This is a genomic window from Arthrobacter sp. Cza30, assembly GCF_059090765.1.
The window spans coordinates 120,283-146,128 of sequence record NZ_JBNHGA010000004.1 but is presented as its reverse complement, the minus strand read 5'-3'; the positions used below and the strand labels follow the sequence as shown (position 1 = coordinate 146,128).

Below are 25,846 nucleotides of genomic sequence, written 5' to 3'. Positions count from 1 at the left end.
GGACGGCAGGGGGTTGCTTCCCTCCATGACGTCGGTCGGGCGTCGGCGACCGGGCCCGAGCCCGGCGGTACGATCGCCGGATGACGCGACCGGCGGTGCAGCGATGGGCGGCCTTCTCCGACGATCCCGCGGGCGGCAACCCGGCGGGCGTCGTGCTGGACGCCGAGCGGCTGTCGCCGGCGGAGATGCAGCGGATCGCGGCCGAGGTCGGCTACGCCGAGACGGCGTTCGTGACCGGCTCCGGACGGTCCCGCGGCATCCGGTACTTCTCCCCCGTCGCCGAGGTGCCCTTCTGCGGTCATGCGACGGTCGCCTCCGCGGTGGCACTGGCCGGCACCGTGGGCGACGGCGCGTTCCTCTTCGCATCCCCGGTCGGCCCGATCGAGATCACCACGGAGTCGGACGGCAGGGGCCGGCACGCCTCCTTCACGAGCGTCGACCCGTGGGTGGCGCCCCTCGCTGAGCAGGAGCTCGAGGCGGTGCTGGCGCTCATCGGCTGCCGTCACGCCGATCTCGACCCCCGGCATCCGCCGCGCCTGGTGTACGCCGGCAACGCGCATCCGCTGATCGTGCTGAGGGAGGAGGATGCCTTCGACGCGTTCACGTTCGACCCGGCGCGCGCGCGAGCACTGATGGATGCCTCGGGGTGGCCGGCGACGATCATCGTGCTCCTGCGACGCGGCGAGCTCGCATGGGAGGCACGCAACATCTTCCCCGTGGGCACCGTCAGCGAGGACCCGGCGACCGGCGCGGCCGCGGCCGCCACCGGGGCCTACCTGCGCGAGACGGGCGCCGTGCGGGCTCCCGCGCACGTGCGCATCGCGCAGGGCCGCCACGTCGGGCGTCCAGGACTGCTGGAGGTCGACATCCCCGCGCGCGGCGGCATCACGGTCTCCGGCGCCGCCGTCCGGATCGACTGACCCGGTCAGTCCTCGAGACCGGCCGGCACGGCGGCGTCGGTGCCGGGCACGCCGTCCGCCTCGGCCTTCTTGTCGGCCATCGCCAGGAGGCGGCGGATGCGGCCGGCCACGGCATCCTTCGTCAGGGGCGGGTCGGCGTGGTGGCCGAGCTCATCCAGGCTCGCGTCCCGGTGCGCCAAGCGCAGCTCCCCGGCCTGACGCAGGTGCTCGGGCACCTCGTCGCCGAGGATCTCGAGCGCTCGCTCGACGCGTGCGCACGCGGCCACGGCCGCCTGTGCGGAGCGGCGCAGGTTGGCGTCGTCGAAGTTCACCAGTCGGTTGACGCCGGCGCGCACCTCGCGGCGCTGTCGCATCTGATCCCATTCGGCCGCGGCGCGGACCGCCCCCATGGCGGCGAGTGCGGCGCGGATGGCCTCGCCCTCGCGCACGACGACCCGGGGCACGCCCCGCACCTCACGGGCCTTCCCCGCGATGCCGAGCCGGTGCGCCGCCCCCACGAGCGCCATCGCCGCCTCCGAGGACGGGCAGGTGATCTCCAGAGCCGCCGAACGCCCGGGCTCGCTCAGCGTGCCGGCGGCGAGGAACGCCCCGCGCCACACGGCGGCGAGGTCGGCGCGCGAGCCGGTCGTCAGCTTGTTCGGCAGGCCGCGCACGGGCCGGCGGCGCTGGTCGAGGAGGCCGGTCTGGCGGGCGAGCGTCTCGCCGCCCTCGATGACCCGCACGGCATAGTGGCTCCCGTTGCGCGCGCCCGAGCCCTGCACGTGCACCAGCTCGGGGCGCACGCCGTAGAGCTCGACCAGGTCGCGCGCGGTGCGGCGCGCGAGGGTGTCGGAGTCCAGCTCCGCTTCGACGGCGACGCGGTTGGCGATGGAGTGCAGGCCGCCCGAGAACCGCAGCAACGAGGTGAGCTCGGCCACACGGGCCGTCGGGCGCGGATCGCGCACGGTGATCAGCTCGGCCTTGACGTCAGCGGTCAGCGACACGGGACTCCTTCGGGGTGGGGAACGACGGTCAAGCCTACTCGGCTCGTCACTCACGTCCGAGGTCGCGGTCCTTCACACGCACCGCGACGCCCGGCACCGTCCCCAGCCGCTCTGCGAGCTCACGAGCCATCACCACCGACCGGTGCTTGCCACCGGTGCACCCCACCGCGACGACGGAGTGGCGCTTGTTCTCGCGCTGATAGCCCTCCATCACGGGCCGCAGCGCCGCGGCGTATGCGTCGAGGAACTCACGGGCGCCGTCCTGCGCCAGCACGAACTCGCGCACCTCGCCGTCCTCCCCCGTCAGCGCGCGCAGCGCGTCGTTCCAGAACGGGTTCGGAAGGAACCGGATGTCGGCGACGAGGTCGGCGTCAGGCGGCAGCCCATACTTGAATCCGAAGCTCAGCACCGTCACGGTGTGCCGGGCGGCTCCTTCCTCGCGGAACAGATCCGTCACCTGCGTCGCCAGCTGGTGGATGTTGTACGACGACGTGTCGATGATGACGTCGGCGCTCTCCCGCACCGCCGCCAGGCGCTCCCGCTCGAGGGTGATGCCGTCGAGGATCGTGCCGTCGCCCTGCAGCGGATGCGGGCGCCGCACCGCCTCGAACCGGCGCACCAGCACCGGATCGGAGGCATCCAGGAAGATGAGACGGATCTGCCGGCGCTCACGCAGCGCCTGCAGCGCCTCGGGCAGGTCCGAGAACAGCTCGCCGCCGCGCACGTCGACGACCACGGCCACCCGCGGCAGCGATCCGGCTGCCAGCTCCGTCAGATCGAGCAGAGGCTTGAGCATCTGCGGCGGGAGGTTGTCGACGACGTACCAGCCGAGGTCCTCCAGCGCGTTGGCAGCCGTCGAGCGACCGGCACCCGACATGCCGGTCACGATCAGCATCTCCCCGGCGTCGCGGCGCGTCGCGTCGGTCATGACCACCCCCGTCTGGGTTCAGCCTACCCACCCGAGAGGTGCGCGTGGATCGATGCTGCCAGCTTCGGACCCACGCCCGGCAGCTCCTCGATCTCTTCCGGCGTCGCCCGCTTAAGCGCGGCCACCGAGCCGAAATGGCGCAGCAGCGCCTTGATGCGCGCCTCGCCGAGTCCCGGCACCTCCGCGAGCACGCTCTGGATGTCACGACGGCGGCGCCTGCGCTGATGCGTGATCGCGAACCGGTGGGCCTCGTCGCGCAGCCGCTGCAGCAGGTACAGCGCCTCCGAGGTCCGCGGCAGGATGACGGGGTAGTCCTCCCCCGGCAGCCACACCTCTTCCAGACGCTTCGCGATGCCGCACAGCGCGATCTCCTCGTGACCGGCGTCGCGCAGCGCCCGAGCCGCCGCCTCGACCTGCGGCTTGCCGCCGTCCACGACGAGCAGCTGCGGCCGGTACGCGAACCGGGGACGACGCCGCTCGGTCACCACGGGGCCCTCGGCGGTCTCATCGGCGGTCGGATCGGGTGCCGGCAGATCGTTCTCCTCGGGCCGGTCCAGGTACGCCAGACGACGCGACAGCACCTGGTAGAGCGAATCGGTGTCGTCGGTGGTCTCGGCGACGGAGAACGAGCGGTACTGGTCCTTGCGCGGCAGCCCGTCCTCGAACACGACCATCGACGCGACGACGTTCGTGCCGCTCAGGTGCGACACGTCGAAGCACTCGATGCGCAGCGGCGCCTCAGCCAGCTCGAGGGCCTCCTGGAGGTCGGTCAGCGCCTGGGTGCGAGCGACGTAGTCGCTGGTGCGGCGCGTCTTGTGCAGCATCAGCGCCTGCTGCGCGTTCAGGGTCGCCGTCTTCATCAGCTCGGCCTTGCGTCCGCGCTGCGCGACCTGGATCGTGACGGACTTGCCACGACGCCCGCGCAGCCACTCCTCGAGGTCGGCAGCGTCATCGGGCATCGCGGGCACCAGCACCTGGCGCGGGATGTCGGCGCCCGAGGCGTTGCCGTACGTGCGCTGCAGCACCTGATCGACCAGGTCGCCCCCGGTGATGTCGAGCTCCTTCTCGATCGTGGTCGCCCGCACACCGCGCACGCGTCCGCCTCGGACGACGAAGTGCTGCACGGCGGCGGCCAGCTCGTCCTCGGCGATCCCGAACAGGTCGGCGTCGGTGTCGGGCGCGAGCACGAGCGCGCTCTTGTTGAGCACCGCGTCGATCGCCTGCAGCTTGTCGCGATACACCGCGGCGGCCTCGTAGTCCATCGCCGCGGATGCCTCGCGCATCCGTGCGGTCAGCGCCTTGGTGAACCGCTGGTCACCGCCGGCCATGAACGCCACGAAGTCCTCGACGATGGCGCGGTGCTCCTCGATCGACACCTTCATCGAGCACGGGCCGCCGCAGCGGCCGATCTGCCCGGGGAAGCAGGGCCTGCCGGTGGCCATCGCCTTCTTGTAGGAGGCATCGCTGCACGTGCGGATCGGGAAGACCCGGATCATCAGATCGATCGTGTCGTGCACCGCCCACACCTTGGGGTACGGCCCGAAGTAGCGCGCTCCCGGGATGCGGCGATTGCGGGTCACGAGCACCCGCGGCGCCTCGTCGGCGAGCGTGATCGCCATGAACGGGTAGGACTTGTCGTCGCGGTAGCGGACGTTGAACGGCGGATCGAACTCCTTGATCCACTGGTACTCCAACTGCAGCGAGTCCACGTCGGTGGCCACGACGGTCCACTCCACGGACGCCGCCGTCATCACCATGCGCCGCGTGCGCTCGTGCAGCGTGTGCAGCGGGGCGAAGTAGTTGGACAGCCGCGCGCGGAGGTTCTTCGCCTTGCCGACGTACAGCACCCGGCCGTCCGCGTCGCGGAACCGGTAGACGCCGGGGTTGGTGGGGATCTCGCCTGGCTTGGGCTTGTACGGGACGGTCGGCGCGGAGCGGGCCATCGCGCTCAGCCCGCCTTGCGGGCCTCGACCAGTCCCGCGGGCGCGCGAAGGCCCAGCACCTCGGCGAGGAACTCGCCGGTGTGGCTGCCCTCGGCTCGGGCCACCTGCTCCGGCGTGCCGGTCGCCACGACCTGACCCCCGCCGGACCCGCCCTCGGGACCGAGGTCGATGACCCAGTCGGAGGACTTGATCACATCGAGGTTGTGCTCGATGACGATGACGGTGTTGCCCTTGTCGACCAGACCGTTGAGCACCTCGAGAAGCTTGCGGACGTCTTCGAAGTGCAGGCCCGTGGTCGGCTCGTCGAGCACGTAGATCGATCGGCCGTTCGTCCGGCGCTGCAGCTCGGTCGCGAGCTTCACGCGCTGCGCCTCGCCGCCGGACAGGGTCGTCGCCGACTGTCCGAGGCGGACGTAGCCGAGACCCACGTCGACCAGCGTCTTGAGGTAGCGGTGGATCGCCTGGATCGGCTCGAAGAACTCGGCGGCCTCGGAGATCGGCATGTCGAGCACTTCGGCGATGTTCTTGCCCTTGTAGTGCACGGCGAGCGTGTCGCGGTTGTACCGCTTGCCGTGGCACACCTCGCAGTCGACGTACACGTCGGGAAGGAAGTTCATCTCGATCTTGATCGTGCCGTCGCCCGAGCACGCCTCGCAGCGGCCGCCCTTGACGTTGAAGCTGAACCGGCCCGGCTGGTAGCCGCGCACCTTCGCCTCGGGCGTCTCGCTGAACAGGGTCCGGATGCGATCGAAGACGCCGGTGTACGTCGCGGGATTGGAGCGGGGCGTGCGCCCGATGGGCGCCTGGTCCACGTGCACGACCTTGTCGAGGTTGTCCAGACCCGTCACGCGCGTGTGCTTGCCGGCGACGCGGCGCGCGCCGTTGAGCCGCGTGGCCAGCACCTGGTACAGGATGCCGTTGACCAGCGTCGACTTGCCCGACCCGCTCACGCCCGTGACAGACGTCAGGACACCGAGCGGGAAGTCGACCGTGACATTCTTCAGGTTGTTCTCGCGCGCGCCGACGACGGTGATCTGCCGGCTCTTGTCGATCTTGCGCCGCTTCTTGGGCGTGGCGATCTGACGCCGGCCGGACAGGTAGTCGCCCGTGATCGACGAGCGGTCGGCGACGAGCTCGCCGACCGGGCCGGAGTGCACCACCGCTCCCCCGTTGACGCCCGCTCCCGGACCGATGTCGACCACCCAGTCGGCGGCATGGATCGTCTCCTCGTCGTGCTCGACGACGATGAGCGTGTTGCCCAGGTCGCGCAGCGCCACGAGGGTCTCGATGAGCCGGCGGTTGTCGCGCTGGTGCAGCCCGATCGACGGCTCGTCGAGGACGTAGAGCACGCCGGTCAGACCCGAGCCGATCTGGGTCGCCAGGCGGATGCGCTGCGCCTCGCCGCCGGACAGGGTCGCCGCGGCGCGACTGAGGCTCAGGTAGTCCAGCCCCACGCGGATGAGGAAGTCCAGACGAAGCCGGATCTCGCGCAGCACCTGCGCGGCGATCATCGCCTCACGGTCGGTGAGCGTCAGGCGTGCGAAGAACTCGCGCGCCTCACCCAGGCTCAGATGCGAGGCTTCCGCGATCGAGTGACCGTGCACCTGCACCGCGAGCACCTCGGGCTTGAGACGGTCCCCGTTGCAGACGGGGCACGGCACCTCGCGGAGGTACTCCGCCCACCGCTGACGCTGGGTGTCGGACTCGGCCTGCGTGTACTGCCGCTCGATGTAGGGCACGACCCCTTCGAAGCCGGAGGAGTACCGCATCTCCCGGCCGTAGCGGTTCTTCCACTTCACGGTGACCTTGTAGTTCTCGCCGCGCAGCACCGCCTCGCGCACGGACGCCGGCAGCTTCTTCCACGGCGTGTCCAGGGAGAACCCGAGGTCGCTGGCGAGTCCCTCGAGCAGCCGCTCGTAGTACTGGAACAGTCCCTTGCCCTGCGTGGTCCACGGGATGAGGACCCCCTCGCGGATGGACAGCTCCTCGTCACCGAGCATGAGCTCGACGTCGACGGACATCCGTGTGCCCAGACCCGAGCACGCCGGGCACGCCCCGAACGGCGCGTTGAAGGAGAAGGTGCGCGGCTCGATCTCGGTCAGCTGCAACGGGTGGCCGTTCGGGCATGCCAGCTTCTCGGAGAAGGACTGCCAAGCGGCATCCCCTTCTTCGTCCACGAAGTTGACCTGCACGATGCCTCCGGCCAGCGACAGCGCCGTCTCGACGGAATCGGTCACGCGGTCGAGGATGCCGGGGGCGGCGACCAGACGGTCCACCACCACCGCGATGTCGTGCTTGTAGCTCTTCTTCAGGGTCGGCGGCTCGGAAAGCTGGACCAGCTCGCCGTCGACGATCGCACGGGCGTAGCCCTTCGCGCCGAGCTCCTTGAAGAGGTCGACGAACTCGCCCTTCTTCTGCGTGACGACCGGGGCGACGATCTGGTAGCGGGTGCGCTCGGGCAGCTCCATCAGCTGATCGGCGATCTGCTGCACCGTCTGACGCTGGATCACGGCGCCGCACTCGGGACAGTGCGGCACCCCGATCCGGGCCCACAGCAGACGCATGTAGTCGTGGATCTCGGTGATCGTGCCGACCGTGGAGCGCGGGTTGCGGTTGGTCGACTTCTGGTCGATGGAGACGGCGGGGCTCAGGCCTTCGATGAAGTCGACGTCGGGCCTGTCGACCTGTCCGAGGAACTGACGGGCGTAGGCGCTGAGCGACTCGACGTAGCGGCGCTGCCCCTCGGCGAAGATGGTGTCGAACGCGAGGCTGGACTTGCCCGAGCCCGACAGGCCGGTGAAGACGACCAGCGAATCGCGCGGGATGTCGAGGTCGACGTTCTTCAGGTTGTGCACGCGAGCACCGCGGACGCTGAGCTTTCCGCTGGTGTTTCCGGGCATGGCGACAGGGACGATGGGCACCCGTCAAGTTTAGGCGGGGCCTCCGACACGGGCGCCGGAGACCCCGCCTTCACGGTTCGCTGTCAGGGGCGCGTGCTACCAGACGAGCACCGGAACCGTCGGGCTCGCCGAGGGCGCCACCGTGTCGCTGCCCCCGTACGCGGCCGAGAGCTGGTGGACGCCTTCGTCGAGCGTCGGCAGCTTCACCTTGACCACGCCGCGGTCCTTCGCGGTGAGGGTCGCGGTCGCGAGGACGGTATCGCCGTCCGAGATCGCCACCTCGCCGGTGACCGGCGTGCCGTTCTCGGCCATCACGATCGTGGTGAACTGCACCGCCGACCCGGCCTTGGCGAGCAACTTGTTCGGGATGCCGATCGTGACGCTCTGGGCGCGCCGGTCCTCGGCGGCGGCGACGCGCACGGGCACCGTCACGGTGGTGCCCGTCTGCGGTCCCGTGAGGAGGAGCTCGACCGTCTCACCGGCCGGCACCGTCGCAGGCAGCTCGACTGCGATCGTCGCGGTGCCGTGATCGTCGTACACCGCCGCGCCGATCGTGTTGTCGACGGGGAAGGAGCCGAGGACTTCGTCGCCGAGCGAGACGGCGATCTCGCCGTCACGGACGTCTCCCGGCGCCGACATGGCCCACGACTTCACGTCGAACGCCACGGCCGATCCCGGTTCGTAGGCCTCCGGCGCATCCGCGGGGAAGGTGACCTCCACGGCGCGCTGCGAGTAGTCGACCGCCAAGGGCGACCCTGCGGGCGCGAACGCCTCGAGGTAGTCGACCATCGCGGCGAGGTCGACCTTGCCGGTGTCGCGCTTGTCGGCGCCGTTGGCGAACTCGCGGAAGTTGTCGCCCCCGCCTGCGAGGAAGGAGTTCACCGTCACCGAGTACGTCGCGGCGGGGTCGATCGGCTCACCGTTCAGCCACATGCCGGTGACCGTTCCCTCGGGGGCCTGATACGTGAGCCCCTCCTCGTTGGCCGCCGTCGCCGGGTTGTCGCGCTGGACCTCGGTGGCGACCTGCTGCGTGTAGGTGTATTCGAATCCCTGCGAGGCACCCAGGCGCAGGAACGGTCGAGAGGGCAGGGCGTTGTACGCGTCGCGCTGCCACTGCTGCTCGAGGATCGCCTCGATCTGCGCACCGGTCAGCTGCAGGTTCACGAGCGTGTTCGCGAACGGCTGGACCAGGGATGCCTGCTTGTAGGTGAGCGTGCGCGGATAGGACCCGTCGGCCGGAGGCGTGCCGACCATGTCCGCGCGCAGGCCACCCGGGTTCATGAAGGCGATCTGCGCGCCCCCCGACTCGGGGGCTTCGGTCGCCCACTGCTGCACCTCCGCGACGAGGTTGCCGAGCGTGGACTCGCCGCCCCGGTTCTCCGTCGTGCCGTCCGCGAGCTTGGCGCGGCTGAAGGCGCCGGCGATCTCGCCGAGCGGCTCGGCGCCGAGCACCTCCGCCTCCGCCACCGCCTCGGCGACGAGCGCGGCGACCTCCGCGTCGGGCTGAGCGGGGTACGGCGCGACCGGGATGATGCTCTGCGTCTTGGCCTGCACCTGGCCGGTGGCTCCGTCCACGGTGAACAAAAGCTGGTTCAGATTCGTCCCGTACTGGCCGGCGGAGACGACTGGACGAGTGGTGACCGCGCGGCCTTCGTCGATCCAGGCCTGGACCGGGTACTCGCAGTTGTACGCGAGGTGGGTGTGACCCGACACGATGGCGTCGACGTCGGCGGACACGCCGGAGACGATGTCGCCCCAGGTCGTGCCGGCCGCCGCAGCCGCCGCGCAGTCGGTGGTCGTGGCGCCTTCGTGGACGAGCATGACCACAACGTCAGCACCCTCGGCCACCAGTTCGGACGCTTCGGCGTTCACCGATTCCACGATCCCCTGGACGACGATGTCGGCGATCCCGTCGGGATTGACCAGCGCCTCCAGCTCCTCGGTGACGGCGCCGACGAATCCGACCTGGACGTTGCCGAACTCCTTGATCCACGTGGAGGGAACGGCGTCGTCACCGGTCGCGCGAACCTTGAGGTTGGCCGCGATGTACTGCCACTGCGCTCCGCCGTAGGGGTTGGCGACCGGGTCGTACGGCGCCATGACGCGATCGATGAGGTCGTCGTAGCCCTGATCCAGTTCGTGGTTGCCGACGGCCGACACCTCCAGCCCGGCGGCATTGAGCGCGTCGATGGTGGGCTTGTCGCTCTGGATGAAGGACTCGAAGGTCGAGGCGCCGATGAGGTCGCCCGCCGCGGCGAACACCGTGTTCGGGTTCGCAGCCCGCAGGGCGTCGACCGTTCCGGCGAGCTTGGCCGCCCCCGCTTCGGTCCCGTTCGCGGCGATGCGACCGTGGAAGTCGTTGGTGGCGAGGATCTGCACCTCGGTGGGGGCCGCGTGCGCGGGCGCCGCCGCGAGGGCGCTGGCAGCGAGGGCCGCGGCGGTGGCGACGGCGGACGCGGCGAGCCGGCGAGCGGCGCGGGGACGGTCGGGGTGGGACCTGGGTCGCATGGGGGTTCCTCTGGACGGACGGATGGGTTGCCGCCGCGCTGGCGAGCGGGTTCACCGCTGTGGGCACGCCGTGCTCCCGAGCCTAGGAGTCGCGATGCGAGCCGACCAGGGGGATGAGAAAGACCTCATCGACGCACGGAGACGGCCGCTTCGGCCGCGGCGCTTCAGCGTCGACCGGCGAAGGGACTCAGCGCGTCCCGCAGCGCCAGCAGCGACTCGGCATCCGCGCCGACGCTCGCCATGACCTGCCGCGGAACGTCCAGCGCCTTCTCGCGGAGCTGCACACCCAGCGGAGTCAGCCCGACGTCCAGCGTCCGCTCGTCGCCGTTCCTGCGCGACCTGGTCACCAGTCCCTGCACCTGCAGGCGCTTGACCAGTGGCGACAGCGTCGCAGGCTCGAGGGCCAGTTCGTCGGCGAGCTGGCGCAGCGAGCGCGGCGCCTTCTCCCACAGCGCGAGCATCACCAGGTACTGCGGATGCGTCAGCCCAAGCGGCTCGAGGATCGGGCGGTAGATCGCCACGACGTTGCGGGCGGCGGTGACCAGCGCGAAGCAGACCTGATTGTCGAGCTTGAGCAGGTCATCGGGAGCGAGATCGGTGCCGGCCATGGATCGAGTCTATCGTGCGCTAATTCTTAGTACACTAAGTACATGCCCGACACCGACTCCTCCTCCGCCCGCCGACCGCTGCGCGAACGGGTCCGCGAAGCCGGCGGATGGTACGCGTGGATCAACCGCACCCTCATCAGAGCGGCCGGTCCGGCAGCCGTCGGTCCCTACGAGACGACACCCGCGCCGAGCGCGGCACAGCGCGCCGAACGCGCCTGCCCCCTGTGCGGGGCGCCGATCACGCAGCACACCTTCGACCGCTCGGGACCGAAGCCCCTCATGCACTGCCCGTGAGTGCCGGGCCGCCCACCCGTGAATGCCGGGCCGCTCAGGCGTGGCCGGCCCGCTCCATGGCGCGAAGCTCCTTCTTGAGGTCCTGCACCTCGTCGCGGAGCCGCGCGGCGAGCTCGAACTTCAGCTCGCCCGCGGCGGCCAGCATCTGCTGACTGAGGTCGGCGATCGTCGCCTCGAGCTGCTCCGCCCCCTCGGCTCCGATCCCCTCGCGACGCAGCTGCGGGGTGGGCGACTTGCCCTTGCCCGACTTCACACGGGAGTCCTTGCGCGAGAGCATCCGGTCGGTGTCGGATGCCTCGCGCGCCAGCACCTCGGTGATGTCGGCGATGCGCTTGCGCAGCGGCTGCGGATCGATCCCGTGTTCCTTGTTGTACGCGATCTGCTTGTCGCGCCGGCGGTTGGTCTCCTCGATGGCGTTGCGCATCGAGTCCGTGATCGTGTCGGCGTACATGTGCACCTGACCCGAGACGTTTCGCGCGGCGCGCCCGATGGTCTGGATGAGCGAGGTTCCCGACCGGAGGAAGCCCTCCTTGTCGGCGTCGAGGATCGACACCAGCGACACCTCGGGAAGGTCGAGGCCCTCGCGGAGCAGGTTGATGCCCACGAGGACGTCGTAGACGCCCGCTCGCAGCTCGGTGAGCAGCTCGACGCGTCGGAGGGTGTCGACGTCGGAGTGCAGGTAGCGCACCCGGACCCCGTGCTCGCCGAGGAAGTCGGTGAGCTCCTCGGCCATCTTCTTCGTCAGGGTGGTGACCAGGACCCGCTCGTCCCGGTCGACGCGGATCCGGATCTCCTCCAGCAGGTCGTCGATCTGCCCCTTGGACGGCTTGACGATGATCTCGGGGTCGATCAGCCCGGTCGGCCGGATGATCTGCTCGACGACGCCGTCGGCGATGCCCATCTCGTAGCGTCCCGGCGTCGCGGACAGGTAGACCGTCTGCCCGACCCGCTGCTTGAACTCGTCCCAGCGCAGCGGCCGGTTGTCGAGGGCGCTGGGCAGACGGAAGCCGTGCTCGACCAGCGTGCGCTTGCGTGAGGCGTCCCCCTCGTACATCGCGCCGATCTGCGGCACGGTCACGTGCGACTCGTCGATGACCATGAGGAAGTCGTCGGGGAAGAAGTCCAGCAGCGTGTGCGGGGGCTCGCCGGGCATGCGGCCGTCGAGATGCCGCGAATAGTTCTCGATGCCGCTGCAGAAACCCAGCTGCTGCAGCATCTCGAGGTCGAACGTCGTGCGCATGCGCAGCCGCTGGGCCTCGAGGAGCTTGTTCTGCGACTCCAGCTCCTTGAGCCGCTCCTCCAGCTCGTGCTCGATCGTGCCGATGGCGCGCTGCACGGTCTCGGTGCCGGCCACGTAGTGGGATGCCGGGAAGATCGGGACCGAGTCCATCCGCTGGACCACATCGCCGGTGAGCGGGTGCAGCATGTACAGCGCCTCGATCTCGTCGCCGAACATCTCGATGCGGATCGCGTACTCCTCGTACACCGGGATGATCTCGATCGTGTCGCCGCGCACGCGGAAATTGCCGCGCGAGAAGTCCACGTCGTTGCGGTTGTACTGCATCGCGATGAACTTGCGGATCAGCGCGTCGCGGTCGTAGACCTCGCCGACCTGCAGTGCGACCATCGCCCGGAGGTACTCCTCAGGCGCACCGAGGCCGTAGATGCACGAGACGGTGCTGACCACGACGACGTCGCGGCGGCTCAGCAGCGAGTTCGTCGTCGAGTGACGCAGCCGCTCGACCTCGGCGTTGATCGAGGAGTCCTTCTCGATGAACGTATCGGTCTGCGGCACGTACGCCTCGGGCTGGTAGTAGTCGTAGTACGAGACGAAGTACTCCACGGCGTTGTGCGGCATGAGCTCGCGGAACTCGTTGGCCAGCTGCGCCGCCAGGGTCTTGTTGTGCGCCAGCACCAGTGTGGGGCGCTGCACGGCCTCGACGAGCCACGCCGTGGTGGCCGACTTTCCGGTTCCGGTGGCGCCGAGCAGCACGACGTCGGTCTCGCCGGCGTTGATGCGGGCTGCGAGCTCGGCGATGGCCTGCGGCTGATCCCCCGACGGCGCGTAGTCGCTGACGACCTCGAAGGGTCGCACGGATCGAGTGGTCTGCACTCCTCCAGCGTATGCGGGGCGTCGGACACGCGGGCCGGGTTCGCCCTGGGCGGAGCCGGACTCAGCCGCCGAAGCCGCCGCCGTCGAACCCGCCGAAGCCGCCGCCGTCGAAGCCGCCGAAGCCACCCGCGTCGAGCCCGCCGCCGTCGAGCCCGGCGCCGGCGTCGACGCCGCCGGAGCCGACTGCGCCGGGGTCGTAGGTCTCTCCGACCCACGCCGGCTCGCTCGCGATGGCGAGAGATCCAGCGCCGGCCGAGAAGTACGTCATGACCGCGGCCGACATCAGGAAGTTCTGGGCGACGATCACCGCCGCCCCGCTGCCGAGCACGAGCTGCCGCGGGTCCACCGCGTCCCGCGGGTCGTCGGCGGCCGTCGCGACGGAGGCGCCGGCGGATCCGACCAGACCTCCACGTGCCGCCCGGCGTTCCTCGGCTCGGCGCACCAGCCTCGCGATCACCGTCGGGTCATCGGATGCGGCATCCCGCTCCCGGTCGGACAGGAACGGTCGCAGCTGCTCGAACATCGCGCGACGCCGCTCGGCCGGCAGGTCTTTGAACGCCGACGCGTGCGCGCTCTCGATGACGGGGGCCGGCAGCGTGTTGAGCAGATAGATGTACCGCCCCATGCGCTCCTCGTCGCTGAGGGCGTCGCGCCGCCTCCGGCGCCGCAATCGCGAGAGCAGGCCCATGGTGCACCTCCTGACGATGCCCACGCTACTCCGCGACGCCGCACCGGGCTAGGCGCGGGCGGCGACCCGGGCCGGCAGCGTGCGCCACAGCTCGTCGACCTGACTCAGCGTGTCGTCGATCGTGCCGGTCGTATCGATCACGACGTCGGCCAGGGCCAGACGCGCGGCGTCGTCGACCTGCGAAGCGATGCGGGCATCCGCCTCGGATCCGGTCATCCCCCGCAGCTCGACCAGCCGTCGCCTGCGCACGTCGGCCGGCGCGTGCGCCACCACGATGAGCTGCCACGGGTCCTCCGCCCGCGCCTCCACGAGCAGCGGCACGTCGTACACCACGACGGCATCCGGGTCCCGTGCGAACGCCTCCTCGAACCGCCGTGCCGACTCCGCCCGCACCGCGGGGTGCACGATCCGGTTCAGGCGTGAGACGGCCTCGTCGTTGCCGAACACCGCCGCCCCCAGCGCCGCCCGGTCCAGCGACCCGTCCGTGCGCAGCATCCGGTCGCCGAACTCGGTCGCGATGGCCTCGAGCACCGGCGACCCCGGCTGCTGCACCTCGCGCACCAGCTGATCGGCGTCCACCACGACGGCGCCGTGCTCCGCCAGCCGGCGGGCGATGGTCGACTTGCCCGACGCGATGCCGCCGGTGAGTGCGATGAGGGGCATGCATCGAGGATGCCACGCGCGGCGGTCGGCTCGGAGGACGACCCCGGCGAGGCTTGGGCGGTTCCTGAGGTCGATCTGAGGCTCGCCTGAGCACCCGCGGGTAGCGTCGTGGCACCCGAAGGAACGGAACAGCCAGCGGATCTGGGGAACGGTGGGCCATGGCCGGCGAACGAGCACTTGCGTCGCCGGTCGGCCGCCCGCCGAGCCGCACGCATCGTGCTCAGGCTCGGTGCGGGTCGTTCCGTCGTCGGCATGGCGGGGCGGCGGTCGTGGGGGCGACCGTCTCTTCGCGCCATGCATCGGGGTCGGGCGCGGGGTGGACCACGGGGAGGTCCGTCGCCCTGCGCGCGGCACCTCGTTCCGGCGGGGCGCGCGGCGCGGAAGTCCGGGGGGCACCGCGCCGCCGCCTCACCGGGGCGACGCCGGTGCGAAGCCGGCCCGCGCCGATGCACAGGGGGGACCTCCGTCGATGACAGGCGGTCATCGGTTCCAGGCGGCGTTCTGGGATATCATGACCGACGTCGAGGAGCCGGCGGTCGACCTGTCGGCACCGGAAGGTGCAGGGGTGGAAGAATCTCGGGTCGCGGTCGTGATCGAGGACGAAGACGACATACGCTCGCTGCTGTCCGCGGTGCTCTCGCAGGCCGGGTTCGAGGTCCACGGCGCGGCCAACGGGGCGGATGGCCTGGAGCTCGTGCGGGATCACGAGCCGCTCGTGACGACCCTCGACGTCAACATGCCCGGCATGGACGGGTTCGAGACCGCCAAGCGCATCCGCTCGATCAGCTCGACGTACATCGTGATGCTGAGCGCCCGCACCGAGGAGATCGACGCGCTGCAGGGCCTGGAAGCCGGTGCGGACGACTACGTGGCCAAGCCGTTCCGGCCGCGCGAGCTCCGGGCGCGGATCGACGCGATGCTGCGTCGCCCGCGCCACCACCTGGCGTCGCCGGGTGCGTCGCAGGACACCGCCGACGGCGTGCTCGAGCACCGGGGGCTGCGGCTGGACCCGGGTACGCGCATCGTGACGGTCGACGGCGGGAACGTGGAGCTCACCCGCAGCGAGTTCGACATCCTCGCCGACCTGCTGACGGCGGGGCGTGTGGTGCGTGCCAAGACCGACCTCGCGCTGATGCTCCGCGGTGAGCAGTTCACGGGCGCGGAGTTCGTCAGCGACAGCGACGCCCGCGCGATCGAGGTGCACGTGGCCAACCTGCGGCGCAAGCTGGGCGAGTCGCCCTCGCAGCCGCGCTGGATCGAGACGGTGCGCGGCGTCGGCTACCGCCTCACCGCCTGAACACGCCTTGCGCCACCACCCCTACGCGTTGCCGGAGAGGACGGACGTCTCGACGGTGGCGGCGGCTCGGGTCGCCGTCTCCCGCGCGACGCGCAGCAGCTCCGCCGGCTCGTAGCCGACGTCGGAGCTGAGCGCGAAGCCGACGCCCACGACGGGGATCACTCCCCCGGCGACGGTTCCCAGGTGATCGAAGACACCGCGATACACCTCTGCGGCTTGGCGCCGGGCGTCCTGTGCCGCGGGAACGGCGAGCGCGATCGCCAGGCCCGTCGGCCCGTCCTCGGCGACGGCCGCGTTCGTCGGCGCGTGCCGACGGACGCCCAGACGCCATGCCTCCCTGACCGAGGCGGCGACCTCGCTGCCGAACGCGCTCGACATCTGATCGAGATCCTCGATGCGCACCGCCGTGAGAGCGACGAGCTCGCCGCGGGAGCGGGCGCGCGCGCACAGGCCCGCCAGCGCGTGCTCGAAGGAGCGGGCATCGAGGATGCCCTCGCTCTCCGTCGCCGCCTCGCCGGTGCGCACCTGCCCCCGTATCGGCGTGCGGGTGGCACGCAGCACCGATGTGACGACGACCGCGACGATGGTGAGCGTGACGGTGAGGAAGCTCGTGGTGACGGTGTCGAACCAGATCCGGAAGAGGGCGCTGTCCGGGCCCGAGACCACGAAGACGATCGTGCGGGCGATGTAGAACAGCGACTGGAAGCCGAGCACCGCGGCCAGCACCCAGGCGGTGCGTGAGCGGCGCAGCTCGCCGCGCAGACACTCGGCGGCGCCGGCAGCCGCGAAGACGATGAGCGCGCCGAACATCCACAGCGCCCCGGCCCAGTCCCCGCCCGTGGGACCGGCCACCGCGACGGAGATCCCGGCGGCGGCCACCGCGAAGCCGACCAGCAGCGACGCCCACGTCATCCGGCGGCCGTTGAAGCGGCGGCATCCGAGCCACATGCACCCCGTGCCGGCCACGAACGCCGCATTGCCGACGGCCACCGCCCACCACGCGCCGCCGGGACCGGCCCACACGGAGTAGGCCAGCGTCGTCAGCATGCCGGCGAGGAAACCCAGCGACCACACGCGCCCGGCGCCGTCATCGCGGCGCAGGAACGTCTCGAGGATGAACAGGATGCCACTGACGTTCACCACGAGCGCCGTGAACACCAGAACGCTGAACAGGTCCAAGCTCATGCTCCATCCCCCTCCGATGTGGCCGGAAGCTTCACGACGAACGTCGTGCCCACTCCCGGCGCACTGTGCAGGCCGATCTCGCCGCCGTGCGCACGCACGATGTCCCGCGAGATCGCCAGGCCCAGTCCGCTGCCGGCGCGGCGCTCGGCACCGGCCTTGTAGTACCGCTGGAACAGGCGCGACCGCTCGGCGTCGGAGATGCCGATGCCGGTGTCGCGTACCAGGATCCAGCTGTGGACACCGTCGGTGGTGGTGCCGAGGAAGACCGTCCCGCCGTCCTTGTTGTAGCTGATCGCGTTCGACACGAGGTTGTCGACCACCTGTCGCAGGCGCAGCGGATCGCCCCACACCGGCGCCGGCTCGAGGCCGGACGCGTCGATCGTGATGGCGCGGGCGGCGGCGCGGGCCGCCGCCGCTTCGGCCGCCGCGCGCGTGATCTCGTCCGCCTGCAGGGCCTGCGGCGCCAGCGACGCCTCCACCGAGGACGACGATGAGCTCGAGGCGGCGAGGATGTCGGCCACCAGCCGCAGCAGTCGCTCGGCGTTGCGTTCGGCGATGTCGAGGTTCGACCGCACGGATTCCGGCATGTCGGGATGCTCGATGGCCAGATCGAGGTAGCCGAGGATCGACGTCAGCGGGGTGCGCAGTTCGTGGGAGACGGAGGCCACCAGGTCGTCCCGCGCGCGCAGCGCGTTCAGTTCCGCCGTGACATCGCGTGAGATCACCACGGCGCCCGCGTCTTCGCCGTCCGGGTCGGTGAGCCGGCGCGCGGTGATGGTCAGAGCGCGGCGCGAGGCCGGTTCCGAGCCGAACCACACCACCTGACCGTCGAACGCCTCTCCCCGGCGTGCCCGCTCCAGCGGCAGCTCGTCCGCGGGCAGTCGTGTGACGCCGTCGTCACGGAACGCCGCCACGTCCCCATGGGCGTCGAGCGCCCGCTGCAGCCGGCCGTGGGCCTCGTTCGTGACCGCCACGCGGCCGTCCGCGCCGATGCGGACGACGCCGAAGTCCACCGCCTCGAGCACCTCGGTGACGACCTGCTCCTGGCGCCGGGTGCGTGCCAGCACGCTTCGCAGCAGGTGCGACTGCTTCGCCAGGAGCGTGCGCTGCGCGTCCGACCGCCGGGCGTTGAGGTGACTGGTCACCGCCACCGCGGACAGCACGAGCGGGATCAGCAGCTCTCGGTACGTCAGCTGCTCCGCGTTCAGGACCATCAGCGCGGCGCTGATGCCGGCGATGGCCGCGACGACGCCGGCGAGGCCGAGAGGACCGAATCCTCCCGCCAGCCACATGGTCGGGAAGATCCACAGCAGCCCGAGCGCCGACTCCGGTGCGGCGAACTGCATGATCGCGATGGCGACGATGTCCAGGGCGGGCACCAGCGCCACCCACCCGTACGCCAGACGGTTCCACGGCACGATCAGCGTCGCCCCGGTGATCGCGAAGATGCACACGACCCCGAGGAAGAACAGCGCAGGGTCGCCCTCGAAGGGGCCGACCGCGACGAGGACGCCGAGGACGAAGATCACCGACGCCAGCAGCAGCTGGTTCAGCGTGGCGGTGCGGTCCCGCGTGCGATCGGCGATGGGAAGCGCCGCCCGCCTGGCGCGCCGGTGCGGATGCCGCACTCCGGTGGCCCCCGGCGAGTCGGTCGTCGCGGCTCCCATACCGTGACGGTAACGGAAGTCGTGCGTCGGGCGGCAGGTCTCCCGCCGACGCCGAGCGATGGACGGGCGCTCAGAAGCCGAAGTCGCCGAACCCGCCCATGTCTCCGGCGGCGTCGGCGCCCCACCCCGCGTCGACGCCCGGGTCCGCCCCGCCGCCGGCGTCGGCCCCGGTTCCGGCATCCGCTCCGCCCTCGCCACCGGACTCGGAGCCGTCCTGGTGACCCTGGTCGGCGGCGAACGAGGGCGCCAGGAACGAGCTGACCAGCGCGGATCCGAGGACGTACCCGACGACTGTGCCGAGGATCGACGAACCCACCATGGAGCCGAAAGACGGCCCCTGGCGCTGCGGACCGAGCGTGCGTTCCATGAATCCGGGATTCATGTACTCCGCACGGGTCGCGGCACGCGCCAGCGTGCCGGGATCGCTCGTGCGCGGCTGCTCCGCAGACGGCAGTCCGGCGGAGATCTCCGCGAGAACCTGCTGACGCTGCGGCTCGGTCAGCCTCGAGAAGGCCTCGGCGTGGACCTGCTCGATCGTCTCAGGAGGGGCGGTGCGCAGCAGGTACCGGTACCGCTCAATCGCGATCTCGTCCGCGCTCCGAGGCGGCTGGTTCGTCGGCGCGCCGTCCGGCGTCCGCGCGTCCCGCCACGCCTGGTCGCTGCGCGGCGGCGGCGCCTGATGATCGCGGTCGTCGCCGCCGAAGAGTCGGTCCAGCAGTCCCATGGTGTCCTCCCTGATCCGGGTCTGTCACGCTAGGCCGACTGGCTTTGAATCGGCTGGGCGCGTCGTCGCCGACGTCGTCAGCCTCGGAGCGCGATCGCCTCGCTCACCCACCGCGCGTACAGCGACCAGGGATCGTCCACGCCCGCGGCGACGGAGGCGATGTGGCTGCGCAGCCGTTCGGACAGTCGGAACCACTCGGTCCGCTCGTAGCGCTCCTCGGCGAACTGCGCATGGCGGCGCCGCTCGACCGCGCGGTCGCCGCGCTCGAACGCCAGGAGATCCTCATGCCAGATCGCGGCCAGACGCTGCCGCGGGTTGGCGGTCGTGCCGATCTTCACCCGGTCGGCATAGCCGAGGTAGTAGACCACATCGACCCTCGGCCGAGGGAGCTCATCGTCGGGCACGTCGCCATGACGCCACTCGCAGACGGCGCACAGCCACCCCGACCGGTAGCGGACACCCAGACGCGACCCGCACAGCACGCACGGCGACGGCAGCACGTCCACAACCCCGTTCTCGGCATCGAACCACTCGGATGCCGCCGCCGCGTGCCGCTCGCACAGCGGCACCGGCGCGTGCGGCGGCACCTCGCCGCGGCATCCGTCGTCGGCCACCAGGCAGCGGGGAGAGGCAGGGGTCACGCGGCGACACTACGCCGGACCACCCCCACGCACGCGAAAAGGCCGCCACCTTCACGGTGACGGCCCTTTCGATGTGGATCAGCCGATCAGCGACCCGAGAGCTTCTCGCGCAGGGCGGCGAGAGCCTCGTCGTCCGCGAGCGTGCCCGAGGGGCCGCTCTCGGAGGAGTACGAGGACGCGCCGGTCTCGACCGGAGCGGCGGCCTCGGCCTCCTGGGCCTTGAGGACGGCGGCCTTGTGCGCCTCCCAGCGAGCGTGGGCGGCGGCGTACTCCTGCTCCCACTTCTCGCGCTGCTCGTCGAAGCCTTCCTTCCACTGGTTGGTCTCGGGGTCGAAGCCCTCGGGGTACTTGTACTCCCCGTTCTCGTCGTACTCCGTGACCATGCCGTAGAGGGCCGGGTCGAACTCAGTGCCGAAGGGGTCGACCGACTCGTTCGCCTGCTTGAGCGAGAGCGAGATGCGGCGACGCTCGAGGTCGATGTCGATGATCTTCACGAAGACCTCTTCACCGACCGACACGACCTGCTCGGCGAGCTCGACGTGCTTGCCCGAGAGCTCCGAGATGTGCACGAGGCCCTCGATGCCGTCCGCGACGCGCACGAACGCACCGAACGGGACGAGCTTGGTGACCTTGCCCGGCGCGACCTGGCCGATCGCGTGAGTGCGGGCGAAGACCTGCCACGGGTCCTCCTGCGTCGCCTTGAGCGACAGCGAGACGCGCTCGCGGTCCAGGTCGACCTCGAGGATCTCGACGGTGACCTCCTGGCCCACCTCGACGACCTCCGAGGCGTGCTCGATGTGCTTCCACGACAGCTCGGAGACGTGCACGAGGCCGTCCACGCCGCCGAGGTCGACGAACGCACCGAAGTTGACGATCGACGAGACCGTGCCCTTGCGGACCTGGCCCTTGTGCAGGTTGTTGAGGAACGTGGTGCGCGACTCGGACTGCGTCTGCTCGAGCAGGGCGCGGCGCGAGAGCACGACGTTGTTGCGGTTCTTGTCGAGCTCGAGGATCTTCGCCTCGATCTCCTGGCCGAGGTACGGCGTCAGGTCGCGCACGCGGCGCAGCTCGATCAGCGAGGCGGGGAGGAAGCCGCGGAGGCCGATGTCGACGATGAGGCCACCCTTGACGACCTCGATCACCTGGCCGGTGACCACGCCGTCGTTCTCCTTGATCTTCTCGACGTCGCCCCACGCGCGCTCGTACTGCGCGCGCTTCTTCGACAGGATGAGGCGGCCTTCCTTGTCCTCCTTCTGGAGAACGAGTGCCTCGACCTCGTCGCCGACCTTGACGACCTCGTTGGGGTCGACGTCGTGCTTGATGGAAAGCTCACGCGAGGGGATGACGCCCTCGGTCTTGTAACCGACGTCGAGGAGGACCTCGTCGCGGTCGATCTTCACCACGGTGCCCTCGATCAGGTCGCCGTCGTTGAAGAACTTCAGAGTCTTCTCGACCGCGGCCAGGAAGTCCTCGGCAGATCCGATGTCGTTGATCGCGACCTGCTTGGTGGCCGGGGCGGTCGTTGCGCTAGTCATGTAGTGGGTTGTCCTTGTTGGGTTTGGTGTCGGGCCCCGGCTGTCATCAGCCCGTCGCGCGTGCGCGAGCGGATGCCTCGAGCCGAAGGCGAAGCGGATTGTTTTCGTGCGATGTCACCCGGCGTCGAAGCGATTCGACGCCCAGGCGTGGCGAGATGGCCACACGAGTGACACCCAAGGCTATCAGAACGCCCGGGCGCGCCGCGATGTTCCCGTGCGGGGCGACGCTGCCGGTTCCGGTGCGCGAGGATCAGCGCATGAGCATGTCCGCCGCGATCCGCTCGGTCAAGCGGCCGTCGATCCTGCAGGCCGCGAAGTCGGCGATCGCCACCATCGGGGCGTGGCTGCTGGCCGGCTGGCTCATACCGGGCCCCCCACCGGTGTTCGCCGCGATCGCGGCGCTGCTGGTGGTGCAGCCGAGCATCAACCAGTCCCTGACGAAGGGCGTCGAGCGGACCGTCGGTGTCGTGGTCGGGGTCGTGATCGCGTCGCTGCTGGGTGTGGCGCTGGGCAACGGCACCGGGGTCGTCCTCGTCGCCATCGCCGCGGCGTTCGTCCTCGTCTGGCTGCTGCGGATGACGCCGGGCACCGGCAACCAGGTGGTCATCAGCGCCATGCTGGTCCCGGCCCTCGGCACGGCGAGCGCCGGGTACGCGCTGGATCGGGTCATCGAGACGCTTCTGGGAGCCGCCGTCGGCGTCGTGGTGAATGTCGCCGTCGTCCCTCCGGTCGCGATCGAGCCGGCGCAGCGCGCGCTCCAGGCGGTGGGCAGCGAGCTGGCGACGTCGATGGAGCGCCTGGTCGAGGCATCTGGAACACCGCGCTCCGCGTCCGAGCTCGCCGACATGCTCGCCCGGGCGCGGGCTCTTCGGCCGCTCATCGGCGACGCCGAGGAGGCGATCCGCGCGGGCGAGGAATCGCTCACACTCAATCCGCGGGCGCGACGGCATCGCGATCGGCTGACGGAGTACCGTGCCACCCTGGACCGGTTCGGCCCGATCGCCACGCAGGTGATCGGCATGACACGGGCGTTCACGGACCGTTACGACGTCTCGCTCACGAAGGAGCCGACGATGGGCGCGATCGCGGAGCAGCTGGCCCGCGCTGCGCACGACGTCCGGCTGGTCACGGCGCGCGCGGGCGCCGGCGACGCCGAGCCCTCGGCGAGCGAACCGCCGGCGCTCACGCGACCCCTCGCGGTCGCCATGCCGTCCTCCGATCACTGGGTGCTGATCGGCTCGCTGCTGGTCGACCTCGAACGCATCCACGCGGCGCTCGTCGAGCTCTCCGCCGACGAGGACCGCCCCCGTCCGAGTGTCACGGAGCGATGACGCCTCGACGGCTCGCGCCGACGGCGATCGACCCTGACACGATGGAGGCATGTGGATCGGATGGATCGAGTTCGACCTGCTTCTGGGCGACGTGCACTCGCTGAAGGAGAAGCGCAGCATCCTCCGGCCCCTCATCGCGGACCTTCGGCGGCGCACCGAGTCGGCGGCCGCCGAAGTGGGCGAGCACGACCTGCATCGCAGGGCCGAGGTCGGGGTGGCGGTCGTCGCGTCGGGCTCATCCCATGTCCGTGACGTCCTCGACCGCGCCGAGAGGGTCGTGGCCGATCATCCCGAGGTCACTCTGCTGTCGACCCGGCGGGGACTCCACTCGAGCGAGGACTGAGCTCAGCCGGCGAGGGCGTGGCCGATCACGTCGTCGCCGCTGCCGAAGCGGATGGTGCGGCCCACCGTGGCGTCATTGTCGATGACGGCCGCGATGACGGCGGCGACATCCGCGCGAGGCACCGTCCCGCTGCCGCTGGGCTCGAGCTCGATGCGACCGGTGGGCGGATCGAGCGTGAGGGTCCCGGGGGCGACGATCGTCCATGCGAGGCCCGACGCCATCAGGTGCTCGTCCGCAGCCCACTTGGCGTCGGCGTAGGGGAAGAACGAGGAGTCGGGCGAAACCCCGTGATCGGCCCGCGACCCGAGCCACGACACCATGACGTAGCGTGCGACTCCGACCCCGGCGGCCGCATCCATCGAACGGATGGCGGCATCCCGGTCCACGGCGTAGGTGCGGCGTGGATCACCGCCGCCCGCCCCCGCCGACCACACGACGACGTCGTTGCCGCTGATGAGATTGCGCAGCTGGTCCAGGTCGTACGTCTCGATGTCGGCGACGACGGGAGTGGCCCCGGTTGCGACGACGTCGGCCTCGTGGTCCTGGTTGCGGATGACGGCGGTGACGGTGTCGCCACGGGCGGCCAGGAGCTGCTCGAGCAGCAGCGCCACCTTGCCGTGTCCGCCGAAGACGATGATGCGTGCCACGTCGGCTCCTTTCGCGGGTTCTCCACGGTACGCGGAATCGAAGAGTGCCGGGTGGGTCGAGGAAAGGTCAACCTGCTTGGCCGCGCCGGTGCGATCCTGGTACGGTCCGGTGGCGAAGACGCTCTGGTGAAGGGACGATGACGTGACGGCACCGCAGAACCCCGCCCGGCGCGCGACGGGCGACCGGCCACGCGAGCAGTGGACGGGCCAGATCGGTTTCATCCTCTCCGCGATCGGCTCCGCGGTGGGCCTCGGCAACATCTGGCGCTTCCCCGGCGTCGCCTACGAGAACGGCGGAGGGGCCTTCCTCATCCCGTATCTCGTGGCGCTGCTGACGGCAGGCATCCCCATCCTGTTCCTCGACTACGCGCTGGGCCACCGCTTCCGCGGCGCCGCGCCGACCGCGTTCCGCCGCGTCGGCCGGGCGCTCGGGCGATGGACGGAGTCGCTCGGGTGGTTCCAGGTCGCGATCGCGTTCGTGATCGGCCTCTACTACACGGCCGTCATCGCCTGGGCGCTGAGCTACTTCGTGTTCTCGTTCGACCTGCGCTGGGGTGACGACCCGGCGGCGTTCCTCATCGGCGAGTACCTGCAGACCGGCGATCCCGGCATCAGCTTCGAGTTCGTCCCCGGCGTGCTGATCCCGCTCGCGCTCGTGTGGATCGCGACCATCGCGGTGCTCGCGGCGGGCGTCGCCAAGGGACTGCAGCGCGTGAACGTCATCTTCCTGCCGCTCCTGGTGATCGCGTTCGCGATCCTGGTGGTGCGGGCCCTGTTCCTCGACGGCGCGGCGGCCGGCCTCGACGCGTTGTTCACGCCCAACTGGGCGGCGCTGGCGGATCCGAACGTGTGGATCGCCGCGTACAGTCAGATCTTCTTCTCGCTGTCGATCGCCTTCGGCATCATGATCACGTACGCCTCGTACCGCAGGCGCCGCGCCAACCTCACGGCGCCCGGGCTCGTCGTCGCCTTCGCGAACTCGTCGTTCGAGATCCTCGCAGGCATCGGCGTGTTCGCCACGCTGGGGTTCTTCGCCTTCCAGCAGGGCATCGAGGTGTCGGAGCTCGAGGGTCTCACCGGCGTCGGGCTGTCGTTCATCACCTTCCCGGCGATCGTCTCGCAGATGCCCGGCGGACCGCTGTTCGGATGCCTCTTCTTCGGATCGCTGGCACTCGCGGGCTTCACGTCGCTGATCTCGGTGTTGCAGGTCGTGTCCGCGGCGGTGCAGGAGAAGCTCGCGGTGTCGCGGCGGACCGCGGCGCTGAGCGTGGGGATCATCTCCGCAGTCCTGTCCATCCTGCTGTTCTCCACCACGACGGGCCTACTCGCCCTCGACGTCACCGATCAGTGGGCCAACAACATCGGCATCGTGGCATCCGCCGTGGTCACGACGATCCTCGTGATCTGGGTGCTGCGTCGCGGTCCCGAGCTGCGGGCCCACCTCAACGCGGTGTCCACCTTCAAGGTGGGAGGCATCTGGATCGCGCTGGTGGGGGTGCTGTCGCCCATCGTGCTGGGTTACATGCTGATCCAGCGCATCGTGACGCTCATCGTCGACGGCTACGCCGACATGCCGGGCTGGTACCTGCTCCTGTTCGGATGGGGCACGATCGCGGTCATCCTGGTGATCACGGTCGTCATGACGGTCCTGCCCTGGCGCGAGTCGCCGGATCGCTTCACACCATGGCCGGAGTACCGGGCGCCCGACCGAACGCCCACCCAAGGTGAGAGAGGAGCGTCGTCATGACACCGCTCGCCATCACGTTCCTCATCCTGGCGATCGTCATCGTGTGGGGCGGCCTCGTGGCCAGCGCCGTCTTCCTGCGGCGGCACCCCGAGGTCGCCGACTACCCGCGCGGCGGCGTCGACGACCACCGTGAGGACGTCGCTCCGCTCGAGCGCGACACCTGAAGCCGGTAAGGCGGGCG

22 protein-coding genes are annotated in these 25,846 nt (G+C 70.5%); 7 read left to right on the top strand and 15 right to left on the bottom strand.

Translation table 11 applies throughout. From position 1 onward, the window contains the following. Window positions 1-80 precede the first annotated feature (80 nt). Window positions 81-920, top strand: coding sequence for a PhzF family phenazine biosynthesis protein (locus AC5RVZ_RS14245; protein WP_494066425.1), 840 nt, complete (start codon window positions 81-83; stop codon window positions 918-920). 5 nt (window positions 921-925) lie between these two features. On the opposite strand, the gene whiA is transcribed toward AC5RVZ_RS14245, so the two are convergent. The 6 genes from whiA to AC5RVZ_RS14215 all read right to left on the bottom strand — a co-directional run bounded on the left by whiA (window position 926) and on the right by AC5RVZ_RS14215 (window position 10,790). Then, a complete protein-coding gene (whiA, locus tag AC5RVZ_RS14240) occupies window positions 926-1,903 on the bottom strand; it encodes a DNA-binding protein WhiA (RefSeq protein ID WP_494066424.1) in 978 nt (325 codons plus the stop codon). Window positions 1,904-1,949: 46 nt separating this feature from the next. Beyond that, entirely contained in the window at window positions 1,950-2,831 is an 882-nt protein-coding gene (gene rapZ / locus AC5RVZ_RS14235; RefSeq protein ID WP_494066423.1) for an RNase adapter RapZ, read from the bottom strand. Between the two features lie 23 nt (window positions 2,832-2,854). After that, entirely contained in the window at window positions 2,855-4,774 is a 1,920-nt protein-coding gene (gene uvrC / locus AC5RVZ_RS14230) for an excinuclease ABC subunit UvrC (protein ID WP_494066422.1), read from the bottom strand. Window positions 4,775-4,779: 5 nt separating this feature from the next. Then, window positions 4,780-7,695, bottom strand: coding sequence for an excinuclease ABC subunit UvrA (gene uvrA / locus AC5RVZ_RS14225; protein ID WP_494066421.1), 2,916 nt, complete (start codon window positions 7,693-7,695; stop codon window positions 4,780-4,782). Between the two features lie 75 nt (window positions 7,696-7,770). After that, a complete protein-coding gene (locus AC5RVZ_RS14220) occupies window positions 7,771-10,182 on the bottom strand; it encodes a 5'-nucleotidase C-terminal domain-containing protein (protein WP_494066420.1) in 2,412 nt (803 codons plus the stop codon). A 164-nt stretch (window positions 10,183-10,346) separates the two neighbouring features. Beyond that, on the bottom strand, window positions 10,347-10,790 hold the full coding sequence (locus AC5RVZ_RS14215) for a MarR family winged helix-turn-helix transcriptional regulator (RefSeq protein ID WP_494066419.1): 444 nt from the start codon (window positions 10,788-10,790) through the stop codon (window positions 10,347-10,349). 42 nt (window positions 10,791-10,832) lie between these two features. On the opposite strand from AC5RVZ_RS14215, the gene AC5RVZ_RS14210 reads away from it, so the two are divergent. Continuing rightward, window positions 10,833-11,084, top strand: coding sequence for a hypothetical protein (locus AC5RVZ_RS14210; protein ID WP_494066418.1), 252 nt, complete (start codon window positions 10,833-10,835; stop codon window positions 11,082-11,084). Window positions 11,085-11,118: 34 nt separating this feature from the next. Here AC5RVZ_RS14210 and uvrB read toward each other — a convergent pair whose 3' ends face one another. The 3 genes from uvrB to coaE form a co-directional block, all read right to left on the bottom strand. Continuing rightward, window positions 11,119-13,197: an excinuclease ABC subunit UvrB gene (gene uvrB, locus AC5RVZ_RS14205; RefSeq protein WP_494066417.1), complete on the bottom strand. Its 2,079-nt coding sequence runs from the start codon at window positions 13,195-13,197 to the stop codon at window positions 11,119-11,121. Between the two features lie 61 nt (window positions 13,198-13,258). Next, a complete protein-coding gene (locus AC5RVZ_RS14200) occupies window positions 13,259-13,885 on the bottom strand; it encodes a hypothetical protein (RefSeq protein ID WP_494066416.1) in 627 nt (208 codons plus the stop codon). A gap of 48 nt (window positions 13,886-13,933) precedes the next feature. After that, window positions 13,934-14,548, bottom strand: coding sequence for a dephospho-CoA kinase (gene coaE / locus AC5RVZ_RS14195; RefSeq protein WP_494066415.1), 615 nt, complete (start codon window positions 14,546-14,548; stop codon window positions 13,934-13,936). A gap of 511 nt (window positions 14,549-15,059) precedes the next feature. Here coaE and AC5RVZ_RS14190 point away from each other — a divergent pair. Further along, window positions 15,060-15,845: a response regulator transcription factor gene (locus AC5RVZ_RS14190; protein WP_494066414.1), complete on the top strand. Its 786-nt coding sequence runs from the start codon at window positions 15,060-15,062 to the stop codon at window positions 15,843-15,845. A gap of 21 nt (window positions 15,846-15,866) precedes the next feature. Here the strand turns inward: AC5RVZ_RS14190 and AC5RVZ_RS14185 are convergent, their stop codons facing one another. The 5 genes from AC5RVZ_RS14185 to rpsA form a co-directional block, all read right to left on the bottom strand. Continuing rightward, window positions 15,867-17,030, bottom strand: coding sequence for a hypothetical protein (locus tag AC5RVZ_RS14185; RefSeq protein WP_494066413.1), 1,164 nt, complete (start codon window positions 17,028-17,030; stop codon window positions 15,867-15,869). Beyond that, window positions 17,027-18,697, bottom strand: coding sequence for a sensor histidine kinase (locus AC5RVZ_RS14180; protein WP_494066412.1), 1,671 nt, complete (start codon window positions 18,695-18,697; stop codon window positions 17,027-17,029). Before AC5RVZ_RS14180 ends, AC5RVZ_RS14185 begins: the two co-directional genes overlap by 4 nt. Before the next feature lie 70 nt (window positions 18,698-18,767). After that, entirely contained in the window at window positions 18,768-19,421 is a 654-nt protein-coding gene (locus AC5RVZ_RS14175) for a hypothetical protein (protein ID WP_494066411.1), read from the bottom strand. A gap of 77 nt (window positions 19,422-19,498) precedes the next feature. After that, window positions 19,499-20,062, bottom strand: a complete 564-nt coding sequence (locus tag AC5RVZ_RS14170; protein ID WP_494066410.1) for a GIY-YIG nuclease family protein — start codon at window positions 20,060-20,062, stop codon at window positions 19,499-19,501. An 86-nt stretch (window positions 20,063-20,148) separates the two neighbouring features. After that, on the bottom strand, window positions 20,149-21,597 hold the full coding sequence (gene rpsA, locus AC5RVZ_RS14165) for a 30S ribosomal protein S1 (RefSeq protein ID WP_494066409.1): 1,449 nt from the start codon (window positions 21,595-21,597) through the stop codon (window positions 20,149-20,151). 257 nt (window positions 21,598-21,854) lie between these two features. Between rpsA and AC5RVZ_RS14160 the strand changes: the two genes are divergently transcribed. After that, window positions 21,855-22,928 carry an FUSC family protein gene (locus AC5RVZ_RS14160; protein ID WP_494066408.1) on the top strand — a complete coding sequence of 358 codons (1,074 nt, stop codon included), beginning with the start codon at window positions 21,855-21,857 and terminating at the stop codon, window positions 22,926-22,928. 49 nt (window positions 22,929-22,977) lie between these two features. Beyond that, on the top strand, window positions 22,978-23,271 hold the full coding sequence (locus AC5RVZ_RS14155; protein WP_494066407.1) for a DUF503 domain-containing protein: 294 nt from the start codon (window positions 22,978-22,980) through the stop codon (window positions 23,269-23,271). Window positions 23,272-23,273: 2 nt separating this feature from the next. Here the strand turns inward: AC5RVZ_RS14155 and AC5RVZ_RS14150 are convergent, their stop codons facing one another. Continuing rightward, a complete protein-coding gene (locus AC5RVZ_RS14150) occupies window positions 23,274-23,918 on the bottom strand; it encodes an SDR family oxidoreductase (RefSeq protein ID WP_494066406.1) in 645 nt (214 codons plus the stop codon). A 142-nt stretch (window positions 23,919-24,060) separates the two neighbouring features. Here AC5RVZ_RS14150 and AC5RVZ_RS14145 point away from each other — a divergent pair, with 142 nt between their 5' ends. Beyond that, a complete protein-coding gene (locus AC5RVZ_RS14145; protein WP_494066405.1) occupies window positions 24,061-25,665 on the top strand; it encodes a sodium-dependent transporter in 1,605 nt (534 codons plus the stop codon). Further along, window positions 25,662-25,829 carry a methionine/alanine import family NSS transporter small subunit gene (locus tag AC5RVZ_RS14140; RefSeq protein ID WP_494066404.1) on the top strand — a complete coding sequence of 56 codons (168 nt, stop codon included), beginning with the start codon at window positions 25,662-25,664 and terminating at the stop codon, window positions 25,827-25,829. Before AC5RVZ_RS14145 ends, AC5RVZ_RS14140 begins: the two co-directional genes overlap by 4 nt. Window positions 25,830-25,846: the final 17 nt, after the last annotated feature.

Excerpts from the sequence above, each read along its gene's own strand:
- AC5RVZ_RS14175 (WP_494066411.1), bottom strand. The coding sequence starts at position 19,421 with ATGGGACTGCTGGACCGACTCTTCGGCGGCGACGACCGCGATCATCAG.
- AC5RVZ_RS14245 (WP_494066425.1), top strand. The coding sequence starts at position 81 with ATGACGCGACCGGCGGTGCAGCGATGGGCGGCCTTCTCCGACGATCCC.
- AC5RVZ_RS14140 (WP_494066404.1), top strand. The coding sequence starts at position 25,662 with ATGACACCGCTCGCCATCACGTTCCTCATCCTGGCGATCGTCATCGTG.
- AC5RVZ_RS14185 (WP_494066413.1), bottom strand. The coding sequence starts at position 17,030 with ATGAGCTTGGACCTGTTCAGCGTTCTGGTGTTCACGGCGCTCGTGGTG.
- AC5RVZ_RS14200 (WP_494066416.1), bottom strand. The coding sequence starts at position 13,885 with ATGGGCCTGCTCTCGCGATTGCGGCGCCGGAGGCGGCGCGACGCCCTC.
- AC5RVZ_RS14160 (WP_494066408.1), top strand. The coding sequence starts at position 21,855 with ATGAGCATGTCCGCCGCGATCCGCTCGGTCAAGCGGCCGTCGATCCTG.
- uvrC (WP_494066422.1), bottom strand. The coding sequence starts at position 4,774 with ATGGCCCGCTCCGCGCCGACCGTCCCGTACAAGCCCAAGCCAGGCGAG.
- AC5RVZ_RS14210 (WP_494066418.1), top strand. The coding sequence starts at position 10,833 with ATGCCCGACACCGACTCCTCCTCCGCCCGCCGACCGCTGCGCGAACGG.
- AC5RVZ_RS14220 (WP_494066420.1), bottom strand. The coding sequence starts at position 10,182 with ATGCGACCCAGGTCCCACCCCGACCGTCCCCGCGCCGCTCGCCGGCTC.
- coaE (WP_494066415.1), bottom strand. The coding sequence starts at position 14,548 with ATGCCCCTCATCGCACTCACCGGCGGCATCGCGTCGGGCAAGTCGACC.
- AC5RVZ_RS14215 (WP_494066419.1), bottom strand. The coding sequence starts at position 10,790 with ATGGCCGGCACCGATCTCGCTCCCGATGACCTGCTCAAGCTCGACAAT.
- AC5RVZ_RS14180 (WP_494066412.1), bottom strand. The coding sequence starts at position 18,697 with ATGGGAGCCGCGACGACCGACTCGCCGGGGGCCACCGGAGTGCGGCAT.
- rapZ (WP_494066423.1), bottom strand. The coding sequence starts at position 2,831 with ATGACCGACGCGACGCGCCGCGACGCCGGGGAGATGCTGATCGTGACC.
- rpsA (WP_494066409.1), bottom strand. The coding sequence starts at position 21,597 with ATGACTAGCGCAACGACCGCCCCGGCCACCAAGCAGGTCGCGATCAAC.
- AC5RVZ_RS14190 (WP_494066414.1), top strand. The coding sequence starts at position 15,060 with ATGACCGACGTCGAGGAGCCGGCGGTCGACCTGTCGGCACCGGAAGGT.
- AC5RVZ_RS14155 (WP_494066407.1), top strand. The coding sequence starts at position 22,978 with ATGTGGATCGGATGGATCGAGTTCGACCTGCTTCTGGGCGACGTGCAC.